Origin of the sequence: Phyllobacterium sp. SL163 (assembly GCF_049896885.1) — a bacterium.
In the GTDB taxonomy this organism is placed as follows: domain Bacteria; phylum Pseudomonadota; class Alphaproteobacteria; order Rhizobiales; family Rhizobiaceae; genus Phyllobacterium; species Phyllobacterium calauticae.
Genome location: NZ_JAFCVE010000005.1, coordinates 328,299 through 349,031, shown reverse-complemented (window position 1 = coordinate 349,031; position 20,733 = coordinate 328,299). Strand labels below are relative to the sequence as shown.

The 20,733-nt window shown below is 57.3% G+C and carries 18 protein-coding genes and 2 pseudogenes; 11 read left to right on the top strand and 9 right to left on the bottom strand.

Features of this window, described 5'->3' with window-relative positions; all coding sequences use genetic code 11:
* Positions 1–12: 12 nt before the first annotated feature.
* On the top strand, positions 13–1,353 hold the full coding sequence (locus tag ACP7B1_RS13850; protein WP_426136993.1) for an MmgE/PrpD family protein: 1,341 nt from the start codon (positions 13–15) through the stop codon (positions 1,351–1,353).
* A gap of 41 nt (positions 1,354–1,394) precedes the next feature.
* Here ACP7B1_RS13850 and ACP7B1_RS13845 read toward each other — a convergent pair whose 3' ends face one another.
* The 8 genes and pseudogenes from ACP7B1_RS13845 to ACP7B1_RS13810 all read right to left on the bottom strand — a co-directional run bounded on the left by ACP7B1_RS13845 (position 1,395) and on the right by ACP7B1_RS13810 (position 9,612).
* Positions 1,395–2,297: a LysR family transcriptional regulator gene (locus tag ACP7B1_RS13845; protein WP_426136992.1), complete on the bottom strand. Its 903-nt coding sequence runs from the start codon at positions 2,295–2,297 to the stop codon at positions 1,395–1,397.
* Between the two features lie 171 nt (positions 2,298–2,468).
* On the bottom strand, positions 2,469–3,965 hold the full coding sequence (locus ACP7B1_RS13840; RefSeq protein ID WP_426136991.1) for a sulfatase family protein: 1,497 nt from the start codon (positions 3,963–3,965) through the stop codon (positions 2,469–2,471).
* A gap of 93 nt (positions 3,966–4,058) precedes the next feature.
* A complete protein-coding gene (locus tag ACP7B1_RS13835) occupies positions 4,059–5,027 on the bottom strand; it encodes an aliphatic sulfonate ABC transporter substrate-binding protein (RefSeq protein WP_426137042.1) in 969 nt (322 codons plus the stop codon).
* A gap of 30 nt (positions 5,028–5,057) precedes the next feature.
* On the bottom strand, positions 5,058–5,816 hold the full coding sequence (locus ACP7B1_RS13830; RefSeq protein WP_426136990.1) for an ABC transporter ATP-binding protein: 759 nt from the start codon (positions 5,814–5,816) through the stop codon (positions 5,058–5,060).
* Entirely contained in the window at positions 5,816–6,619 is an 804-nt protein-coding gene (locus ACP7B1_RS13825; RefSeq protein WP_426136989.1) for an ABC transporter permease, read from the bottom strand. The genes ACP7B1_RS13830 and ACP7B1_RS13825 overlap by 1 nt, the downstream gene beginning before the upstream one ends.
* On the bottom strand, positions 6,616–7,746 hold the full coding sequence (locus tag ACP7B1_RS13820; RefSeq protein WP_426136988.1) for an ROK family protein: 1,131 nt from the start codon (positions 7,744–7,746) through the stop codon (positions 6,616–6,618). The genes ACP7B1_RS13825 and ACP7B1_RS13820 overlap by 4 nt, the downstream gene beginning before the upstream one ends.
* Positions 7,747–7,891: 145 nt before the next feature.
* Positions 7,892–7,990: pseudogene (locus tag ACP7B1_RS13815) on the bottom strand (IS6 family transposase); the annotation flags it as partial.
* Between the two features lie 320 nt (positions 7,991–8,310).
* Positions 8,311–9,612 (bottom strand): FAD-binding oxidoreductase, encoded by a 1,302-nt coding sequence (locus ACP7B1_RS13810; RefSeq protein WP_426136987.1) that lies wholly within the window; start codon positions 9,610–9,612, stop codon positions 8,311–8,313.
* A gap of 204 nt (positions 9,613–9,816) precedes the next feature.
* On the opposite strand from ACP7B1_RS13810, the gene ACP7B1_RS13805 reads away from it, so the two are divergent.
* On the top strand, positions 9,817–10,722 hold the full coding sequence (locus tag ACP7B1_RS13805; RefSeq protein ID WP_223614532.1) for a LysR substrate-binding domain-containing protein: 906 nt from the start codon (positions 9,817–9,819) through the stop codon (positions 10,720–10,722).
* A 4-nt stretch (positions 10,723–10,726) separates the two neighbouring features.
* Positions 10,727–10,900: pseudogene (locus tag ACP7B1_RS13800) on the top strand (DDE-type integrase/transposase/recombinase); the annotation flags it as partial.
* On the opposite strand, the gene ACP7B1_RS13795 reads toward ACP7B1_RS13800, so the two are convergent.
* A complete protein-coding gene (locus ACP7B1_RS13795; RefSeq protein WP_403183390.1) occupies positions 10,867–11,808 on the bottom strand; it encodes a LysR family transcriptional regulator in 942 nt (313 codons plus the stop codon). The pseudogene ACP7B1_RS13800 and the gene ACP7B1_RS13795 overlap by 34 nt on opposite strands.
* 126 nt (positions 11,809–11,934) lie before the next feature.
* On the opposite strand from ACP7B1_RS13795, the gene ACP7B1_RS13790 reads away from it, so the two are divergent.
* The 8 genes from ACP7B1_RS13790 to ACP7B1_RS13755 all read left to right on the top strand — a co-directional run bounded on the left by ACP7B1_RS13790 (position 11,935) and on the right by ACP7B1_RS13755 (position 20,730).
* Entirely contained in the window at positions 11,935–12,837 is a 903-nt protein-coding gene (locus tag ACP7B1_RS13790) for a serine hydrolase (RefSeq protein ID WP_403183387.1), read from the top strand.
* Positions 12,838–12,876: 39 nt separating this feature from the next.
* Positions 12,877–14,478 (top strand): ABC transporter substrate-binding protein, encoded by a 1,602-nt coding sequence (locus ACP7B1_RS13785; RefSeq protein ID WP_403183384.1) that lies wholly within the window; start codon positions 12,877–12,879, stop codon positions 14,476–14,478.
* A gap of 163 nt (positions 14,479–14,641) precedes the next feature.
* Entirely contained in the window at positions 14,642–15,574 is a 933-nt protein-coding gene (locus tag ACP7B1_RS13780) for an ABC transporter permease (RefSeq protein WP_403183381.1), read from the top strand.
* A 59-nt stretch (positions 15,575–15,633) separates the two neighbouring features.
* Positions 15,634–16,452 carry an ABC transporter permease gene (locus ACP7B1_RS13775; protein ID WP_403183682.1) on the top strand — a complete coding sequence of 273 codons (819 nt, stop codon included), beginning with the start codon at positions 15,634–15,636 and terminating at the stop codon, positions 16,450–16,452.
* The gene (locus ACP7B1_RS13770; RefSeq protein ID WP_426136986.1) at positions 16,452–17,432 is read left to right on the top strand and encodes an ABC transporter ATP-binding protein; all 981 of its coding nucleotides are present in this window, start codon (positions 16,452–16,454) and stop codon (positions 17,430–17,432) included. Before ACP7B1_RS13775 ends, ACP7B1_RS13770 begins: the two co-directional genes overlap by 1 nt.
* Positions 17,425–18,447, top strand: coding sequence for an ABC transporter ATP-binding protein (locus ACP7B1_RS13765; RefSeq protein ID WP_426136985.1), 1,023 nt, complete (start codon positions 17,425–17,427; stop codon positions 18,445–18,447). Before ACP7B1_RS13770 ends, ACP7B1_RS13765 begins: the two co-directional genes overlap by 8 nt.
* Positions 18,448–18,451: 4 nt before the next feature.
* Positions 18,452–20,002, top strand: a complete 1,551-nt coding sequence (locus ACP7B1_RS13760; RefSeq protein WP_426136984.1) for a L,D-transpeptidase family protein — start codon at positions 18,452–18,454, stop codon at positions 20,000–20,002.
* 593 nt (positions 20,003–20,595) lie between these two features.
* On the top strand, positions 20,596–20,730 hold the full coding sequence (locus ACP7B1_RS13755; protein WP_426136983.1) for a hypothetical protein: 135 nt from the start codon (positions 20,596–20,598) through the stop codon (positions 20,728–20,730).
* The last annotated feature ends 3 nt before the right edge of the window (positions 20,731–20,733 follow it).

Below are 20,733 nucleotides of genomic sequence, written 5' to 3'. Positions count from 1 at the left end.
CAAGGGCAAGACATGACTGTGGCCTCCGCCATAGCGGAGGCTAGCACCAGGCCTGTGGTCAGTGCCAACGCACGCCGGCTGGCGCAGAACGCTATCATCGATACGCTGGCGTGCATGGTGGCGGGGCGTACGGACCAAAGCACATGCAGCGTCAGGGACGCCTTTGCCCGACCGAGCAGCGGCGGCGAGGCGCTCCTGGTAACAGGCGGTAAATCCAGCCCCATGCTGGCAGGGCTCGTCAACGGCACTGCCGCTCACGCGCTGGATTACGATGACAATTTCCTGCCCGGTATGAGTCACGCATCGGCTGTCTTGGTTCCTGCCATTCTGGCGCTGGCGGATCTGGAAAAGACAAGCGGATCACAATTGATCGATGCCTATCTGGCGGGTCTGCAGGCGCAGGCACATGTCGGAGATGGTGTCGGGCAGGCGCATTATACCGCCGGCTGGCACGGCACCTCGACGATTGGCAGTATCGGTACGGCTGTAGCCACGGCTCGTATATTGGGGCTCAATGTTGAGGCGACCACCCGTGCGCTGACCATTGCAGTGAGTTTCGCATCCGGTACGAAGGGTCAGTTCGGCACTCTCATCAAGCCGTTTCACGCGGGAATGGCGGCCCGCAATGCCGTCGAAGCCGCTTTGCTTGCGAGGGCGGGAATGCAGGCAAGGCATGACATTCTGGAGGGAGAGCAGGGGTTTCGCGAGCTTTTTGCCGGCGACCCGCAGATCAACTGGCAAACGCAGGATATCCTTGCGCCGGCTGCGCATATCATCGAAACGGCCGGCGTGATGCCCAAGCGCCATCCATGCTGTGGTTCCACGCACATGATCATCGATGCCTTGCTCGATCTGGCGGATAAACACAACTTTGGTGCCGATGATGTGAAAACCATTGATACGCTTGTCGGGATCGCCAATTATCGCAATCTGGCCTATCCAGCGCCCGTCGACCAGATGCAGGCGCGCTTTTCCATGCAGTATTGCGTGGCCCGTACCCTGCGGCAAGGCTATCTCGGTCTTTCCGATTTTACGCCCGCGGCGGTGCGGTCCTTCGCGGGTGACGACCTGCTCGATACGGTGACCATGCAGAGCTACAGTTTGGAAGAAGAATGCGCAGCAGCAGAAAAGCTGCCGCATGTGGTGACGATAACCCTGCGCGATGGCCGAGTTCTGCAAGGGGGGCGTCAGTTTGCGGTCGGTACCAACCGACAGCCATTCTCTGACTCAGACCGTTTGCGAAAGTTCCGGGACTGCTGCGATGGCGTGGAAGGCGTTGACGAGATCTACGGTCATTTACAGAAACTCGACACAGCCGGAAACCTGAAAATCGTACAGTCTCTGTTTGTGTAAAGCCCCTGTGGCAGGCGCCGGGCAAATTACTTCCCGGCGACTTACATCGCCAGTTGCGAGGCCCGCCGCCAAAATCTTTCCGCATGCCGGTTACGAAACTGCGGCGTGCGGTAAACCCTGATATCGACCACCAGATCGGCGTCCATGTCGCCCGCCCGAACGAGAACGCCCCGTTTCAATTCATCCGCTACAAGGCCCTCCGGGATCCACGCGACGCCATGGCCGGAGACCGTCATTGCCTTCAGCGCAACCGACATCCCGTTTTCGAAGACAGTGTTGAGTTGAAATTTGTGCTTGTCGAAAAGCCAGGGCAGAGCCGAAGAGAAAAACGAGTTGCCGCGATAGCTGAGATAATCGGTCGGCCGAGAGCGGTCCTTGAGACTGTGCAACGGGCTGCCCGCCGGGCCGCAGGCCGAAACCGGAATGACCCGTTCAACGCCGAGAGGAAGGAACGGAAACCCTTTCAGATCGTCCATCTGCGGGACTGCGTGATGCGCATAGGTGAGAAAGAAGTCACAGTCACCGTTCACCAGGGTCGAGATGTTGCCGAGGAAAGACGAGTGAGGGTCGGCGAACCGGGCGCGGAAACTGTCGCCGGACGCTTCCAGCGCGGCCATCCAGGCAGGAAAGAATGTCAGGGAAAGTGTGTTCAGCGTGGCGAAGGATAAAACTTCCCACATGGGAGCGTAGCGTTCTGCCAGCGAACTTTTGACGCCGTAGAGCAACTCCACAGCATCTTGTGCCCGGGGCAGAAAACTGTGCCCTGCCGCCGTCAGCCGGACAGGATTGGTTGAGCGGTCGATCAGCGGCATGCCAACCCAATCTTCCAACTGCTTGATTCGTCTGCTTAGGGCAGATTGCGTGATATGGCGGTCATTGGCCGCTCTTGAAAAACTGTAATGCTGGGAGAGGCTCAGGAAATCTTCAAGCCATTTCAATTCCATTTATATATCCAATAAATACAGTGCCTTGCTTCGGCAAACTGTATTCCAAAAACAAGCAGCGGTTTTTCAAAGTCATGCACGGCGGACTATATCAATGAATGCCTGTGAGAAATAGGGCTGGGCGGATCAATATTGCCGAAAGTGGCGTTCCCTGAGCAACGAGATCCTGCTTCAGTTCAACGATCGGCGGCGCGGTGCCGGGGCAGGGTGGCGCGCCTCAAGCGTTGCCGCGGCGGCCGCGCGGCCGGTGGCGCGCAGTCGCTTCAGATAAGCTGGGAGTTCGCCCTTTGTGTGGAACGGCCCGCCTTCGCGCATCACCGTCACCAGCGGATCGACGTCGTTGTCGCCGCTCACGGCCATCGCGGTTCGCCAGTCCTCGAGCAGCTGGCTGGCATGAGCGACGATGTCGGGGCGTGATGCCGCGAGATCGTTCTGTTCGTGCGGATCTTCGCTCAGATTGAAAAGCGCGACCGGTCCGAAATCCTTGTAACCGTCGTGATAGGTGCGCAGCATGATCCAGTCGGCGGCCTCAAGCCGGAACCGCACGCCGCGCTGCACCGCCCAGGCGCCCTGGCTCAGCACCAGAAAATCGCGGCCGCCATCCTGACCTGATTGCAAGGCGGGGGCGAAGGAACGCCCGTCCCATACTGGCGGCACGGTGCCACCCAGCCGGTCGACCAGCGTCGCGGCCCAGTCGAAATGATAGTGCAGGCCGTGGTTGACGCCGCGCGGTGCGTCAGCGCCCGGCCAGCGGATCACCAGCGGCACGTTGCAGGTGAACTCGTCGGCGGTCTGGTGGTCGGCCCAAACATTGAGCTCGCCGAGATTCTCACCATGATCGGCGCCGATGACGATGATCGTCTGATCGAACAGGCCCTGACGTTTCAGCTCGTCGATGATCAGCCCGACATGGTGGTCGGCATATAGTATGCCGGTGTCATAGCCATCGAACCATGCCTTGACACGATCCATGTCGCTGATCGGGCTCGGCATGCGCCGGTATTTTGATCCGCCGGGCTCGACATTGAAGCCGGAGGGCTCCTGCGGGCTATGCGGGCCGTAGCCGGCATGGCTCTTGGCAAACACCTCCTTTGTCATCCATTCGGGCAGCGGTTCGCCGGCAAAGGGGTCGCCAAAGGCGTCCGGCGCGCGGTAGGGGGTGTGCGGATCCCAGACATTGACGTGCAGGAACCATTTTTTGGCCGAGCCATTGCGCTTCAGCCAGTCAACAGCCAAGCTAGAGACTTCATCGGCGTTTTCCATGCCGGCCTTGCCGGGGTTGATGATCTCATTGAAGCCGGCATACCAGTGCCAGCAGCCGTGCCGCTCGCCGAAGCTGCTGATCGTGGTGGTGTGGTAGTCGAGGTCGCGCAGTGCGCGCATCCAGCCTTCCTCGTAGAAGGTTCCGGCCCAGGCGCGCTCGGCGCCCTCGCGGAACGGCTCGCAGGCGGTGCCGCCATGCCCGACCACGCCGGTTTTCATGCCGTGCCGCCCGCTCCACAGCGCTGTGCGCGAGGGATGACAGGGCACGTCGGAGACATAGACATTGTCGAAGCGGATACCATCGCGGGCGAGACTGTCGATGACCGGCGAGGTGTTGCGATGATAGCCATAGCAGCCGAGATGGTCGCGTCTCAGGCTGTCGATGTCGATGTAAAGTACGTTCATTGTATACCCGCCTCTGCGCATTGCCGTTTACTGTGGGTCAGTGCCGGGGCCGGACTTGTCCGGCCCAGTTCACTGGTGTGTTCGATCGTCGGGTCAGGCCGCGATGTACTGGTCGCCGAGATAATAGTCTTTGGGGTCGAGCGAGGTGTCGAACTTGCCGAAGGTCTTGAACAGGTCGTTCATGGTCTTGAACCAACCGTCGACAGTACCGTCCTTGGTCAGCTTCACCAGTTCGGTCGAGGTCATGAAACGGCCATAGCCGGCCTCGACCTTGAGCTGATCAGCCGGAATGCCGAGCAGCTTGGCGGTGATCTCGATCGACTTCTCCTGATTGGCGGCGCGAAAATCTTGCGCCTCTTTGATGGCACCGGTCACCCGCTTGACCAGATCGGGATTGCTTTCGACGAGATCGTTGCGGGCGATGAACACGCTGGGGAATGTCGTTGCCGGGTAGAAGTCGTCGTTCTTGGCTAATTCGACCAGGTTCGGCACGTTCTTGCCGATGATGCCGACGAATGGGTACCAGATGCCTGCGGCATCGACCTGCTTCGATGAGAAGGCAGCGACGATGGTGCTCGGGTCCATCTGCACGATGTTGAGGTCGGTCATCGCCATGCCGGCCTTTTTCAGCGCCAGGCGCAGCAGCATGTCGCCCGAAGTTCCCGCGGCGATGGCGACCTTCTTACCCTTGAGATCGGCGATCGACTTGATGCCGGCCTGCGCGATCACGCGATCGGAGAAGCCGACATCGTTCACGGCGATGATCTTGGCCTTGCCGGTCGCCGGCAGCCAAAGCGCGCCAGGCCCGAGATAGCCGAATTCCAGGCTGTTGGCACCGAGCGCCTGGACCTGGATCGGTCCGTTGGTGAATACTTTGGTGTTGGCATCGACGCCATGCTTGGTGAAGAAGCCCTGGTCGCTCGCAACGCCGGCCATGCTCGCGCCCCAGAAATCGCCATTATAGCCAATGCGCGCCGGAACGCCGGCGGCTCTGGTGCCAGCGCTTCCCGCCGCGAACGCGACGGCCGCAGCCGATGAGGCGATGAAATGTCTTCGTGTCAGTATCATGTCGTTCCTCCTCTTTGTCTGTTGTTACTGGTGATAGACCGCGTGCCAGACGCGATTGCGGATGGCCGTGAATTCGCTCGAAAGCCGGATTTCCTCGGTTCTGGGATAGGGCAGGTCGACCGTTATGATCTCCTTCAGTCGTCCCGGGCGCGCCGCCATGACGATGACCCGGTTGGCGAGATAGACGGCCTCATCGACGTCATGCGTGATGAACATCACCGTGCGGCGCTCGCGGCTCCAGGTTTCCAGCAACTGGTCCTGCATCTGCACACGCGTCAGCGCGTCGAGCGCGCCGAACGGCTCGTCCATGAGCAGCACCGACGGGTCGACCGCATAGGCACGGGCGATGGCACAGCGCTGCTTCATGCCGCCGGACAAGGTTTTCGGCAGTGCGTCGGCGAAATCGCCGAGGCCGACCAGATCGATGAAATAGCTGGCCTTCTCGCGCCGTCGCGCCGCCGGTTCGCCCTTGACCCGTAGCCCGAATTCGACGTTCTCGCGCACAGTCAACCAGGGAAAGAGCGCGTATTGTTGGAAGATCATGCCGCGTTCGGGTCCAGGTCCTTCGACCGTATGTCCGTCCACCAGCACCTCGCCGTCGCTGGGCGCCAGTAGCCCGGCGGCGATGTTGAGCGCCGTCGACTTGCCGCAGCCGGAAGGACCGACCACGGTGATGAATTCGCCATCGGCGACATCAAGCGAGAAACGATCCAGCGCAACGAAGGTATTGTCCCTGAGGTCGAAGCGCCGGGTCACATTGTTGAAGACGATCTTCTGCTGCATCATACGCGCTCCTGCCAGACAGTCAGTCGACGTTCGATCTCCAGCAGCAGGCGATCCATGGCAAGGCCGAGGATGCCGATGGTGATCAGGCTGACGAAGATGGTCGGAAGATCGTAATAGAGCTGCGCCTGCTGCATGCGGTAGCCGAGTCCGGTCTGCGCCGCGATCAGCTCTGCCGCCACCAGCGTTGCCCAGGCCGAGCCGAGGCCAATGCGCACGCCGACCAGGATGAATGGGGTGGAGGCCGGAATGACGATGCGCAGGAAGATCGTCAGATCCTTCGCACCCAGCACGCGTGCGGCGTTGATCATTGTCCTGTCGACGCTGATGACGCCCTGGTAGGTGGCGACGACGCTGGCGAGGAACGATGCCAGGAAAATGACGAAGATTTTTGGTGTCTCGTCGATGCCCATCGTGACGATCGCCAGCGGGATGATGGCCAGCGGCGGGATCATCCTGAAAAACTGCAGGTACGGTTCTATGAGCGAGCGGGCGACCTTGTACCAGCCCATCACGAAACCAACGGGAATGGCAACGATGACACCGATGAGGAAGCCGCTGAGCACGCGGGCAAGGCTCGAGGTGATGTCGGTCGCAAGCTGGCCGTTGGCGGCGAGCTCAACGAATTTGCGCGCGACGTCGGGTGGCGGCGGCAGCCCGACCGCGCCGCTGGCAGTCAGCACCCACCACACGGCGATACCGACGACGAGCCCGACGAAATTGAGCCCGAGACCCTGGAAATCGGGGGCGTGGGCCCTTGCCACGCGGTCAGGCTGGCGCGCTGTCTTGGTCGGCGCGCTCATTGCGATACCCTGGAATAGAAAAGCTGATCGAGCGCGGCGGCCGCGCCGCCAATGGCGCCGGCGTCGTTGCCGAGGCTCGATCTCTCGAAGCGCAGCGCGTCGCGCATGGGTGGCAGCACGCGCGGTGGAACGCTTTTGCGGATGCTGTCGATGAAACTCTCGGGCGCCTCGGCCAGATGGCCACCAAAGACGATCAGGTCGGGGTTGAGCAAATTGGTCGCGCTGGCGATCGCCGTCGTCAAGTGGCGCAATGCGGCGTTCCAGACATCGGGGTGCCGCTCAACCACCGCAAGCAACTGGCGCGGATGCGGCTTGTCGATGTTGACGGCGCGAGCGAGCACTCCCTCGGAGAGAAATGTCTCCAAGCAGCCGGTGCTGCCGCAGGAGCAGCGTTCGCCATGCTCGACGACCTGGATATGGCCAAGCTCGACGGCGCCATGGCCGCCCGGCCGGAACGGCCGGCCGTTGATCACGAGGCCAGCGCCAAGGCCGGTGCGCAGGTAGATGTAAAGCAGGGCGGTGGCGTCGCGCCCGATGCCGTAGCGCGATTCCGCCAACGCCATGGCGCTGACATTGTGTTCGACCACTACCGGCATGCTCAGCATGGTTTCCAGCTCGTCGGCGAACGGAACGTCCTTCCAGTCATAGTTGATCGACAGGAGGTTGCGGCGGCGTTCCGTATCGACCGGGCCGGGCACGCCGAGCCCAAGGCCGAGAAGCCGCGAGCGATCGACGCCCGACTTCTTGATCAGCCCCTCGACGGTCTTGACGACTTGCCGGATCACTGCCGTCGGCTCGCTGCTGGCCGTGTCGAAGTACAGCGAAGCCTTGACCTTCGGTGTGGCCTTGAGATCGGTGATCGTGGCGTGGATGGTGCCAGCGCCGAGATGCACGCCAACCATCGCATTTGCGTCCGGCACGAGCGCGACATTGACGGCGGGCCGTCCGACAGGCGCGCCGCTGGCGACCACCTGGGTGAGTTCCGTGACCGTTCCATCCTTCAGTAGCTGTGCGGTCAGATGCGTTAAAGCGGTCGGCGACAGGGCCGTCCGCCGCGCCAGCTCCGCCCTCGACTGCGGGCCGTCATCGCGCAGGATGCGCAGTATGGCGCCATGATGGATGCCCATGCTTCCTCCTTATTATTTTCTAATCTTTATAAATTAATGACGGCTGTCAAGATTGATGTCACGTTGTTCGACTTAAGACGCGGAAGGGTATCATTGCGGTTCTGAAGAGGTTACGGACTGCGGAAGAGATTGTCAGAAATTGTTATAAGGACCCGATGGACCGAAACGCTTGCCGTGTTCGCTCCCGTTTTCGAAACGGCAGATGAGAATTCTGCGCACGGTTGTTAAGCTCCTTGTGAGGCCGAAGTGTGCGGGGGCGCCTTGTGGCAAGGGATGGCGGACTGGGGCTTGTGTCGGTATAATTTGGCACGTTTAACCGGAGCTGACGCAATCCGGCATTGAGGCAGTGGTACATGCCGAACCGAACGTGGGAAAGCTATATCATATGGGCGATGAAAGGTGGCGATCCTTTAAAAATGGCCGATAATACTGATCGTCTCACCAATCCTTTTATCCAAGTCGCCATCATCCTTGGCAGCGGCAAGGCTGGTCCAGCGACAGCGCACCTGCATCCACCTCAAGACCCCAACACCTTATCCTGTCGAGGTCGCTGCGTATCAATGATCAAGATGCATTCGGCGGGATATTTTGGTTCAGCCGAAACAAATTGGCCGGATCATATTTGGTTTTGAGCGCTACCAAGCGGGCGTAGTTCTCGCCATAGGCCTGGCGCACGCGGTCATCGCCCTCATCGCCGAGGTTGTTTGCATAGACGCCGCCGGTCGCATATGGCCTGATGGCGTTCCACATCGCGCGAGCCCACCGGATGTTTGCTTCGTCATCCGCCGGATCATCCCAGATCGCGATCGGGAAACAATCATAGAGCGCATCACGATTGGCGTAGGGTGCTGCAGATTTCGGCACGCGGGCGATAGCGCCGCCGACCTGCTGGAAGACCAAGAGCGAGGTGGAAGAAGGAGAACTGGCATAGGCCTCGAGCAGCGCATCGATAGCGCAATCACTGATTTCATTGAGGAACTGGGCTTTCCAGTAGTAGCGGCGCCCGCGGGGAAAAATGGCGTCGCCCTTCGACTGGATCTGAAGGTAGGGGATGGCTCCGAGGCTGCTTTCCACGGGCGTGCCGAACGCCATCAGAGGCGCGAGGATAGGCTTGCCGGATTCGGGCGGTCCGACATAGCAGGCTGAAACGCTGAAGAACCGTTCGCCCGATTGCATCGTCACAAGCGCCGCGTCGACGCTTAGTTCGTCCGGCGCTTTGCGGGCAAAGTCGTCATAAAAGCGGATCGCCTCGCGGGCTTGATCGTAACGGTGAAGCACCGAACCAACGAGAAGGGACGGACCGACAGGATGAAGCACGTACTCAAACGCCGTCACGATTCCGAAATTGCCCCCACCGCCCCGCAAGCCCCAGAACAGATCGGAATGATCAGCGGCGCTTGCCCTAAGCAGCCTCCCGTCAGCCGTGACGACGTCGGCCGCGATGAGATTGTCACAAGTCAAACCATATTTGCGGCCGAGCTTGCCGAAACCGCCACCCAGTGTGAGCCCGGCGATGCCAGTGTCGCTGTTAACACCCATCGTCGTCGCCAGACCGTAAGCCTGCGTCGCCGTATCGAACTCGCCCAGACTCAGACCAGACTCGGCATGGGCAACGCGGCTGATGGGATCGACTGCAATACGCTTCATGCGCGAGAGATCGATGACGATGCCGGCATCACAGACCGACAGGCCTGCGACGTTGTGGCCGCCACTTCTAACCGCCACAGGACAGTTGTGCGTCCGAGCGAACATCACGGCCTGGATCACGTCGTTGGCGTCGACGCAATAGGCAATCAGGGCCGGCCGCCTATCGATTGCCCCATTCCAGACCCTGCGCGCTTCATCGTAGACGGTGTTTCCTGGCATGATTAGGTCACCCCGAAGGCCTTGCCGAAGCTTCTCAATAGCGGCAGAGCCGGGCGGATATGTGCCCGTTGGATGGGCAATTGGCCTCTTCAACTCCATTGCGGTGTGCCTCCCAGCTTTCTGCATGGTCTCATAGGCCCACAACCAACTGCAATGTCGAAGATCTCACGTGCTGGATGAGAGGAATTCATCTACATTGTTCACATGAGAAAGCTTCCACCTCTTCGCTCGTTGCACGCCTTCGAGGCGGCTGCGAGGCATGGGAGCTTCAAGGCGGCTGCAGAGGAGCTCGGCGTTACGCCGACAGCGATCAGCCATCAAATCCGCTTGCTGGAAGGGACGTGCGGTTGCCAACTGTTTCAGCGGCGTCCGCGGCCTCTCGTGTTGACGAGCGCAGGCGCCCGACTGTTTCCCGCTCTGCGCAATGGCTTTGATGCCCTCGCAGGTGCCATCGCTGCTGTTGCCGAGACGGACGAGCAGGCGCCTTTACGAGTTACCAGCCCGAATGCCTTTGCAAGTCGGTGGCTCGTCCCGCGCCTACCAAAGTGGCGGGAAGCAAACCCAACCGTCCCGTTGGAGATCATCGGGACCGATGCGGTGCTGGATCTGCGCGCCGGGGCAGCGGATGTCGCCATCCGCTATGCCCGTAGGCCGCCTTCGGACTTTCCTGCACAGGAGGTCTGTCGTGATACGTTTTTTCCAGTGTGCAGCCCAAATTTGCTCAAGCGCAACGGCCATGCATCTCAGCGCGTCTCGGATCTTCTGCGTTTTCCTTTGATCCATTTTGATTGGTTGAACAAGGATCCTGAGGCCCCTACCTGGCGGCAATGGCTGTCGAAAGCGCGGTCGATCGATCCCAATCTGAAGATGGACAAGGCGTGGGATCTAAGCTTTCGGGAAGAACTGCATGCGATCGACGCGGTCCTGGCAGGGCAGGGAATCGCGATCTGCAGTGATGTCATCGTCGGTCATGAGCTGGAAACCGGTCTGCTCGTCAAAGCGCACCCGCTGTCGTTGCCAGGCTACGGCTTCTACATCGTCTCAATGCCTTATAGTCCCCGGGCGGCGGTCATAGAGGCTTTTTCGGTCTGGATTAAAGATGTCCGCTGACGGGCTGCATCGCAAGCAGGCCTGCCGCGATGATATCTGGCACTTGGACGAAGTCGGCGTCGCCGTCGTTGGCTGCAAGCACTGGCTGTGGTGGACTGTCGATCAAGACGGGTATGTGCTCGATGAGCTCGTCGATAACCGGCGTTATACCAAAGCCGCCAAGCGTTTTTGGACCAGATTTTGATGCGTTTGCGCACATATTTGGGATAGATGCGCCACTAACGCATCAGAACTGGCAACGACAGGGCGATTGATTGGACGTAGAACCGACAGCACAAAATCCTGTGCGGGCAAAAAAGGTTTTAATACGAGGCCGTATTTTTCATAGCTTAACGCGGTAAGCGGATTAATTATTGAAATACCCAACCCTTTCAGCACCAGTTCGCACACGCTGCTGGCCGATTGCGACGACAGGAACAGCCGTCTTTGCGTGCCAGCCGTGTCGAATATGCGTTCCACACTCAGCCGGTATGGATCCTGAGAGCCGAGACTGATGAAGTTGATGCCCTCAAAATCGTGCGGCTCAACATAGTCACGTTGTGCCAGAGGATGATCCGGCGGCATGATGGCGACCAGCTTGAACACCCACAATGTCCGCGATTCCGCATCTCTTTCGGTATAGACACCCTCGATCAGGCCGACATCAAAATTAAAGCCAGAAATGCTCGATTGGTTGCGGGGGTCAACCGTGCTGATTTGCAGCGTCAAATCCGGATGAGTGGCATTCAATCGCGCGACCGCTTCAGGCAATATCGTCTGTGCAAAGGCCGGAAGTGAAGCGACCGTCAGCACTTCTTCCGAAGCATCGCGCAGACGATCGATAAAGTCATTGATACGATCTAGACCGATGAATGAGGCTTGCACTTCCTCAAAAAGCTTGAGCGCTCTGGCCGTTGGCACCAGTCTTTGCAGACGCCGTTCAAACAGGCGAAAGCCGATATGTTGCTCCAATCGTGCTAACTCACGCGTGATGGTTGGTTGCGAAGAACCAAGAGCCGCCGCGGCAGCGGTGACGGTACCAAACTTCATGGTGGCCCGAAAAATTTCTACCTGGCGCAAACCGATATGATCTTTGCTCGATCCCACCTTTTGCCCTCCGAAATTGCGGTGATTTTTACCACATCATATCGCACGCGCATAAAGTTCCAATGATATTTCTATATCAACGAATAAATTTCCATGACTAAATTGCTTTAAAAATAGGGAACATAAATGAACGCCACTGCCCAAATGCCGAAGACGCATCCGGCATCACGCGCACTATCAGAAGCGTTGCTGTCGACAAATGGCGCTCTCGATGAAAGCCGTGTCAGCTTGGCTGCCTGCCTATTCGATGCCCCCTTACGCCTGGTTGACCCCGGCGCATTCCTGAATTCGTCATGGTTTGGACATCAGGCAATGAAACCGCTTTATCCGGCAAGTGTCGTGAAGCTGTTTTTTCTCGATGCTTTGGCAGCTTTCCGTGAGGAAGGCCGCCTGGCCGAGGACGCGGAAGATGATCGCGCCGCCGAACAGATGATGGCTATTTCCTCCAATGAGGCGACGGTTTATCTCGTCGGACGTTTGACCGGTGCTGATGATGGCGCCCCTTTGCAGGGAAAAGCGCTGGAAGAATGGTGCACAGCGCGCCACCGTGTTCAGCAGTGGTATGATTCACAGAACCGTCCAGAATTCGCGGGTATTAACGTATTGCATGGCACATATGAGGACAGCCCGTATGGTCGTGCCAAGCAGATCCGCAATGGCAAAAATGGAAATCTTCTCACCGCCTTATCCGCAGCAGCTTTGATGCATGATATCGCGCGCGGAGCGCGTGCGCGCTCCGATTGGATGATGGGGCTGATGAACCGTGAGTTTCAGCGCCGTCCAAATGATGCCGATCCTGAAGGCGATCAGGTCCTTGGTTTTTTGGTTGAGGGTTTGCCACGGGATGTAATGACGTGGTCGAAAGCGGGTCATACGTCCTGGACCAGGCACGATCTGGTCTACGGGGAAACGCCTGACGGAAAAAGTTTTGTTCTCTGTGTGATGTGCGACGGGGAATGGTCAGCGACTGACAAAAGTTTTCTGCCCAATTTCGCGCGGCACTTTTACCGATATGCCTTCCAAAAATAAGCTGACCGTAAAAGCCAATCAATGAAAAAGGGGAAAACCATGAACTATCGCTCGATCATAAAAGCCGCATTGATTGCCGCCGCACTGTCTGCGGCTGTTCCTGCAAGCTCAGCCTGGGCAGATGAGCCGAAGCCCGGCGGTACACTGCATCTGGCAGCGCCCTATGGCGCAGCTCTCAAAAGTCTTGACCCGCATGCAACTTACAACTCGCAGGACATGGTGGTCTCCAAAGCGTTTCACCGTTCCCTTTATACGTGGGATTCAGCCAAAAACGCGCCTGCTCTTGATCTGGCTGAATTGGTTAAAACCAGCGATGACGGTAAAACCTTCACTTATAAGCTGTTTGACAACATCTATTTCCACAATGGCCGTAAGCTGACGACAGATGATGTGGTCTGGTCCTATACGCGTATCATGGACCCGGCAAAGGGCTATCCGGGCGCGGTGCAGGTCGGCACACTCGTCGGCGCGCAGGAATATTCCAAGGGTGAAGTCAAAGAAATCAGCGGCATCAAAAAGATCGATGACCGCACCTTCTCGCTTACATTCAAAGACCTCGTCGATCCCGGCACGCAATTCTTCGAAGCCATCACAGCTATTTTGCCAAAAGAAGAAGTAGAAAGCGGTAATTTCCTTACCCATCCGGTTGGTCTTGGACCATTTACCTTTGGGGATCACGTCGAAGGTTCAAAAATCTCAGGCAAAAAATTCGACAAATATTACAAGCAGGGCAAGCCCTATGCTGATGCGGTGGATTTCACCATATCCGGTGACAACAGCGCGCTTGATATGGCATTTCGCGCTGGCGAGCTGGATGCTACCGTTCTGTCAGAAAACGCTTATGTCCTTTACAAGGCAGACCCAGAACTTTCCAAGGGCCTGATTGAAATTTCGGAAGTGTTCACCCGCCATATGGGCCTCAACACTGAAAAGAAGCCCTTTGACGATGCGCGTGTGCGGCAGGCAATCAATTATGCTGTTGACCGTGACATCATCATCCACAAACTTCTCAAAGACAAAGCGTATAAGGCAACGGGCTGGCTACCGACTACATCCCCTGCATTTGACAAAGACCGCGCGCCATATCCGTATGATCCGGCGAAAGCCAAGGAACTGCTGGCTGCCGCCGGTTATCCCAATGGCTTTGAAGTGACAATATCCGTGACGGAAGGCACATCGAGCCTCGGTGTTCTGGAAGCCATGATGCCATTTCTCAAAGAGGTCGGCATCACCGCCAAAGCCAAGGTCGTGGATTCCAACACGCTTGTTGATGAAATGAATCAGGGGTCGGCCATGGCATGGTTTCGTTCCGCGGGCACCGGACCTGATCCGCTCACCACCTTACGCTGCTTCGACAGCCGTGTAAGCCGTTCGGGTTGTAACCGGAGTGCCTTCAAGGACCCCGCTTATGACGCAATTCTGGATGCGGCGTCGGCTGAATCGGATCCGGCCAAGCGTATCGAGCTTTTGAAGAAAGCGGATGCCTATATTTTTGAAAAGGCGCCAGTCTGGTTCAATAATTACAACAAGGCCGTTGTGGCAACCCAGCCGTGGATTCACGGCGTTGATAGCAATGTGACCGAAGCCGCCATCATTGAAGTGGATTCGCTTTGGCTCGACGCTAACGCGCCTGGTCGTTAATCGAGCTGTTGATCCGTTCTGGCAGTCCGGGGCCATGCCGAACTGCCAGAACACTACTCAGTAAGCTGAAAAGCCCTGAGCTTGACATTTCCCGGTAAGGTTTGATTTTCAAGCAGCCGCAACATTGGCTGCTTTTCTCTAAACACGATTTATGGATATTCCTATGTTGATGGTGATTGGCAGGCGACTGCTGCAATCTCTGGTCACGGTTTTTGCCGCAATAACGCTGATCTTCTTTCTATTCAGCGTCATGCCCGGCACCTTTGTGTCGTCGCTCTCCAGTGACAAACGCGACATCGACCCGGCGGTTACCGAACGCATCGAAAAAGAACTGGGCTTGAATGATCCGTTGCCACAACGGTTCGGCAAATATATTTCAGGGCTTGCAACAGGTGATCTCGGCACGTCCTTTTCCACGCAACGCCCTGTCACCGCCATGCTGTCCACCCGCATAGTCGCCTCATTCAAACTCGCCGTTGCCGCTATTGCCTTTGCCATCATCATCGGTCTGCCGCTTGGCTTTCTGGCCGCCGTGCGGCAGGGCACATGGCTGGATACAACCGCCATGATAACAGCCGTTTCCGGTCTCTCGCTGCCCGGTTTCTGGTTCGGTTTGCTGGCCATGTATTTCGTATCACTCAAACTGGGCTGGCTGCCCACTTTTGGCTATGGCAACGGGAATTTCAAGAATCTGGTGCTGCCTGCCCTGACGCTCGGTATTGCCCCCATGGCGCTTTTGGCTCGCACGACCCGTGCAGCTGTGCTGGAAACGATGAACGCTGATTTTGTCCGCACTGCCAGATCAAAGGGAAACTCGGAATTCCGCATTGTTACCAAGCATATAGCGCGCAATGCCTTTGTGTTGGTGCTGACAACGATCGGCCTGCAATTCGGCTCCATGCTGGGTGGCTCGGTCGTCATTGAGAACTTGTTCGCGTGGCCGGGAATCGGTTCGCTTTTGACGCAATCGGTTTCCATGCGTGACATACCAACGGTTCAAGGCTGCATTCTTGTGATCGTGCTCTTCTTTCTCATCATCAACACGCTTGTCGATATCGCCTATCTCGCGATCGACCCGCGCATTCGATATCGCTGAGTGCTTATGGAAAAGCGTTCTTTGCAATCATGCAAACATTCTGAACAGAACAGGCAGCACTGATGTTCCGCTCCAATCTTGTCATAGGGCTCACAATCTTTGTGACCATCATTCTGGTGGCGCTGTTTGCGCCATGGATTGCCCACTACGATCCGGTTTCCAACTCCAATCTTCTCTATGCTGAAGAAGCACCAAGTGCGCGGTTCTGGTTTGGTACTGATGAGCAGGGCCGGGATATTTTCTCACGCATTGCCTATGGTGCGCGTATCTCACTTGTGATCGGGCTTGCCGTTCAGACGATGAACACGTTCATAGGCGTTCTGCTTGGTCTTTCCGCCGGCTATCTCGGCGGCTGGTGGGACGAGTTTGTGCAAGGCCTGACAAATCTGATGCTATCCATTCCGACCATTGTGTTCGCCTTGGCTCTCATGGCGGTCCTTGGGCCCGGACTGCTCAGTCTGCTGATTGCCCTTGGTTTGACGGACTGGGCCTATAGCTGCCGTATTTCGCGGGCGCAGGTTCTGACTCAAAAATCACAAAACTATGTGCAGGCAGCCCGCACGCTCGGTTTCGGTAAATTCTACATTATGCTGCGTGAAATCCTGCCGAATATTGGCGGGCCGCTCATTGTTGTGGCCACAATGGGCATCGGATCGGCCATTATGGCAGAAGCATCACTGTCTTTTCTGGGATTGGGCGTTGTTCCGCCTGCACCGAGCTGGGGTGGTATGCTGGCACGAGCACGCGAGCAGCTCATGGTTGCGCCATGGGTCGCGATTTTTCCGGGAATGGCGCTTTTCATCACCGTGCTCGGCTTCAATATGCTGGGCGACGGCTTGCGTGACCTGCTTGATCCGCACGGGAGGTCAAAACGCTGATGGCTGACAATCCTATTCTGCAGGTGGAAAATCTTTCGATTGCTCTGCACGCCAAAGGACAGAACTTTCCCGCGGTAAACCAGGTTGATTTTTCCATTCGAGCCGGTGAAGTGTTCGGGCTTGTCGGAGAGTCCGGCTGCGGTAAGAGTCTGTGCGCCCTGACGATTGCGGGTTTGCTGCGCGACCCGATGAACGTCACGCAGGGACGCGTGCTTCTGGAAGGGCAGGATATAAACCGCTTGCCTAACAAAGATTTGCGCCGTCTGCGCGGCGACCGTGTGGCCATGATCTTTCAGGAGCCGATGACCTCGCTCAATCCTCTGATGACGATTGGTGACCAGATCGGCGAAATGTTCGTGCTGCATAAGGGTATGGGCGCCCGTCAGGCCCGGCTCAAAGCCATAGAGGCACTGGAGCAGGTACAGGTTCCAAGCCCGGAACGGCGCATCAAGGATTATCCGCATCAGCTTTCCGGTGGCATGCGCCAGCGCGTGATGATTGCTATCGCGCTGGCCTGCGACCCGGCATTGCTGATTGCCGATGAGCCGACGACCGCACTGGATGTGACCATTCAGGCAGAAATCGTTGAGCTCATACTTGATTTGTGCACCGCCCGGGGCACGGCAGTCCTGATGATTTCGCATGATCTGGGGCTTGTTGCGCGCATGTGCCATCGGGTGGCGGTCATGTATGCTGGCCACATTGTCGAACAGCGTCCTGCCAGTGAGATTTTTACCGATCCGCGCCACCCTTATACGCATGGGCTTGTAGCCTCTTTGCCGCTCCTCGGCCGTCGTTTGCGGGAAGGCCGCTCCCGATTAACCGAGATCAAAGGTGTCGTTCCGGGCTTGATGGAGCGCGATATCGGGTGCGGCTTTGCTTCGCGTTGTCCGCGTGTCACCGAAGTGTGCAGGGAGGTTATGCCGCCTGCAGCGTCCCTTGATGAGCTGGGTTCGATTAGGTGTTTCCATCATGACTGAACAGATCACCGCTTTGACACCGACAGATAGCGACAGGAACGGCAACACCGCCGAAGTACTCGCCATTCAAGATCTGCGCATTCATTATTCTGTTCGCGAAGGCTTTCGAAAAAAGACACTGAAGGCTGTCAACGGAATTGATCTGTCTCTCAAAGCCGGCGAATGCCTCGGTCTGGTAGGCGAAAGCGGCTGCGGAAAATCCACGCTTGCCGGTGCCATTATGGGGCTCATCCCCATTACCTCCGGCTCGGTGCGTGTGGCAGGGCGGGATGTGCCGACAGCCGTTAAAAACGATCCGCTCGCGCAGGCCCGAAATGTGCAGATGGTTTTTCAGGATCCGTTTGCGTCGCTCAATCCACGCCGTTCCGTGCGAGAGGCTCTTGCCGCTCCTTTGCGTCTCCACGGCATGAAAGATAGTGCGGAGATCGAAACTCGCGTGACTGATATGTTGGCCAAGGTTGGCATGAAACCTGAAGCGGCGGATCGCAAGCCACATGAGTTTTCAGGCGGCCAAAGGCAGCGTATTTGCATTGCGCGCGCCTTGATTGTTCAACCGAAACTGCTTGTCTGCGACGAGCCCGTTTCTGCTCTGGATGTGTCGATCCGCGCACAGATCATCAATTTGCTGCTGGAATTGAAAGACGAACTCGGTATCGCGCTTTTGATGATTTCGCACGATCTCGGTGTCGTTGAACATATGAGCGACCGCATCGCAGTGATGTATCTGGGTCGCATCGTTGAAGAGGGCGTATGGAGTGATATTTTCACCAGTCCGCTGCATCCCTATACGCAGGCTTTGATCGCTTCCATCCCCGATCCTCTGGCCCCTATGACGCGTCAGCGCCGGATGCAGGGTGAAGCACCATCACCGCTTGATCCCCCGCCTGGCTGTGCCTTCAATCCGCGTTGCCCTTCCGCATTCGATAAATGCCGCGAGGGCGATATTCCGTCATTTACCAATTCGGCCGGTGAGCATTTTCATCGCGCCCGTTGCCATTTGTTAGAGCAAGGCTAATCCCATGAGTCAAAACCCGTTTATGGTCGGAACACTCGAACAGCCCACAATTGTGGTGCGCACAGGGTATGACCCACAAACCCCGCATATTGGTCTGCTGACCATAGGTGACTGGACCGTCAAATGTGCCATTGGCCGCAACGGGCTGGTTGATCCGCAGTTGAAACGCGAAGGCGACGGTAAAACGCCGCGTGGCCGTCATCCTTTGCGTTATGGGTTTTACGATCCGACGGTTTTCGGTGACGAGCCTCGTGGCTTCGATTTTCCGTTTTTGCCCAAGCCTGAAAATTACCGCTGGATAGAAGATGCCGACAGCCCCTTCTATAATCAGCTGGTGTTCGAAACGGATGGAACACAAGCTTCACGCCGTGGCGAAAGGTTGTTTGATCTGATCATACCTGTCGGCTGGAACGATGCACTGCCTGACGCTCGCGGCGGTTCAGCCATTTTCATGCACACGGCGCGGCCGGATTACAGCGGCACATCCGGCTGCGTGGTCGTGGCGCACGAGCATTTGATGGAACTGGCGCGGCGTCTGCGCCCCGGCATGGTCGTCGACATCACTTCAATTGATGATCCGGTTACGCCGCTCGCCCCCTTTGTCAGCGCGCCGCCAAAATCCATTGAGAGCGTTACGTTTCACGGCATGAAACCCGGCCCTCGTCTGATTGTTACAGGTTCTGTCCATGGCAACGAGCCAGCCGGCCCTTATGCGATCAACCGTTTGATCAGTGAGTTTCGTACAGGCCAAAGAGAACTTGAATGCGGCAAGGTTACTTTTGTGCCGGTGGTCAACGGGCTTGCCTTCCGCAAGAATACCCGTATCGGAGACCGCAATTTTAATCGCAATCTTGCGGAAAGTGCCATGCCGCAGGACAATGAAGATCGCGTGGCCAACATCATGTGCCCGCTGCTCCGTGCCCATGATGTGTTGATTGATTTGCATTCTTTCAGCTCGGAAGGCGAAGCTTTCGCACTGATAGGCCCACGGGATAATAACGGATCGCTTGAGCCCTTCGCCCATGAAGCGGCAGAGAATACACTGGCGAAAGCACTTGATCTTCCACTGGTTGTGCATGGCTGGCTGCCTGCGCATGAAAAAGCACTAAAGCAAAAACGCGATGCAGGCGTAACCGAAGGCCTGTCGTCACTGCACGGTATAGGCACAACTGAATTTATGCGCTTTGCCGGCGGCTATGGGGTTACCGTTGAATGCGGCCAGCATCTAGACCCGAAGGGGCCACAGGTTGGTTATGACTGCGTCGTCAATGGCCTAGCATCTCTTGGTATGATTGCGGAAGCGCGGCCACAAGCCCAAACACCACGTGTGCTGGAAATTTGCGATGCCATTCTCGCCGATCACGATGAGGATCATCTGGTAAAACAATTTGCAACTGGCGAACCAGTGAACAAAGGGGAACTTATCGGAAGACGTGCCGATGGCAGCGATATTTTGATGCCCTATGATGGGGCGATCATTTTCGCCGGGCTAACGGCGCCATTGCACAGCGAGCTGTGCTTCCTTTGCAAGCCGAGCGAACGCCTGCAAAACTAGCGGGATTAGCGACCATTCGTAGGTTACAGTGCCTTGGGCAGGCTCGTTCAAACCCGGACAAACTGTTGAGGCTCTCCATCTAACGCGGTGGGCATTGACGTTTTGGCTAAGCCGCCGGAGCCGCGTCGCAGCAACTTTTCCTGCACAACCTGAAATATGGTTCTCACAGTCGGCTGGAAGCAGCGACGATGGGCAAGAGAACCCATTTATGTGGAGATACCAAGGGTTCACCAGCGGTTCGGACGATGGATCCATCGTTTCGCCGGCCAGCTCGACGAGTTCATAGATTGCTCGCGGCCTGCCCGTTTGGGTGATCCAAGTTTGGTGTTAGTGCGGGTTTGGCTTGGACGTCAAGTGCCGGCTGACAGGGAGGGCTGGCCAGTGGGCAACTCGTCACGCGTGGACATTCCCGGCGGCGAGATATGCATTGTTCCTTCAGCCGGACTGTTCCGGATCGATAGGGTATGAACTCGGTATAGGGATTGCTTATGAGTGGGCGATCAGGCTTATCAAATGGCGCCCAATTTCCTCAAAGGCCGAGCAATGATCTCAGGCGAAAACGGTTGTTCTTGTAATCGGCGATGAACTGCCTGATGCCTATGATCAATATCGCCAACCCGCTGAAACAAAAACAATGGGATAACATTCGCCAGGTGCTGTCACGTTGTTTGCGCAAAAATGGGGCTGCGGCATTGATGCCGGGGGCTCTTGGCTTGAAGTTCGGATGAAAA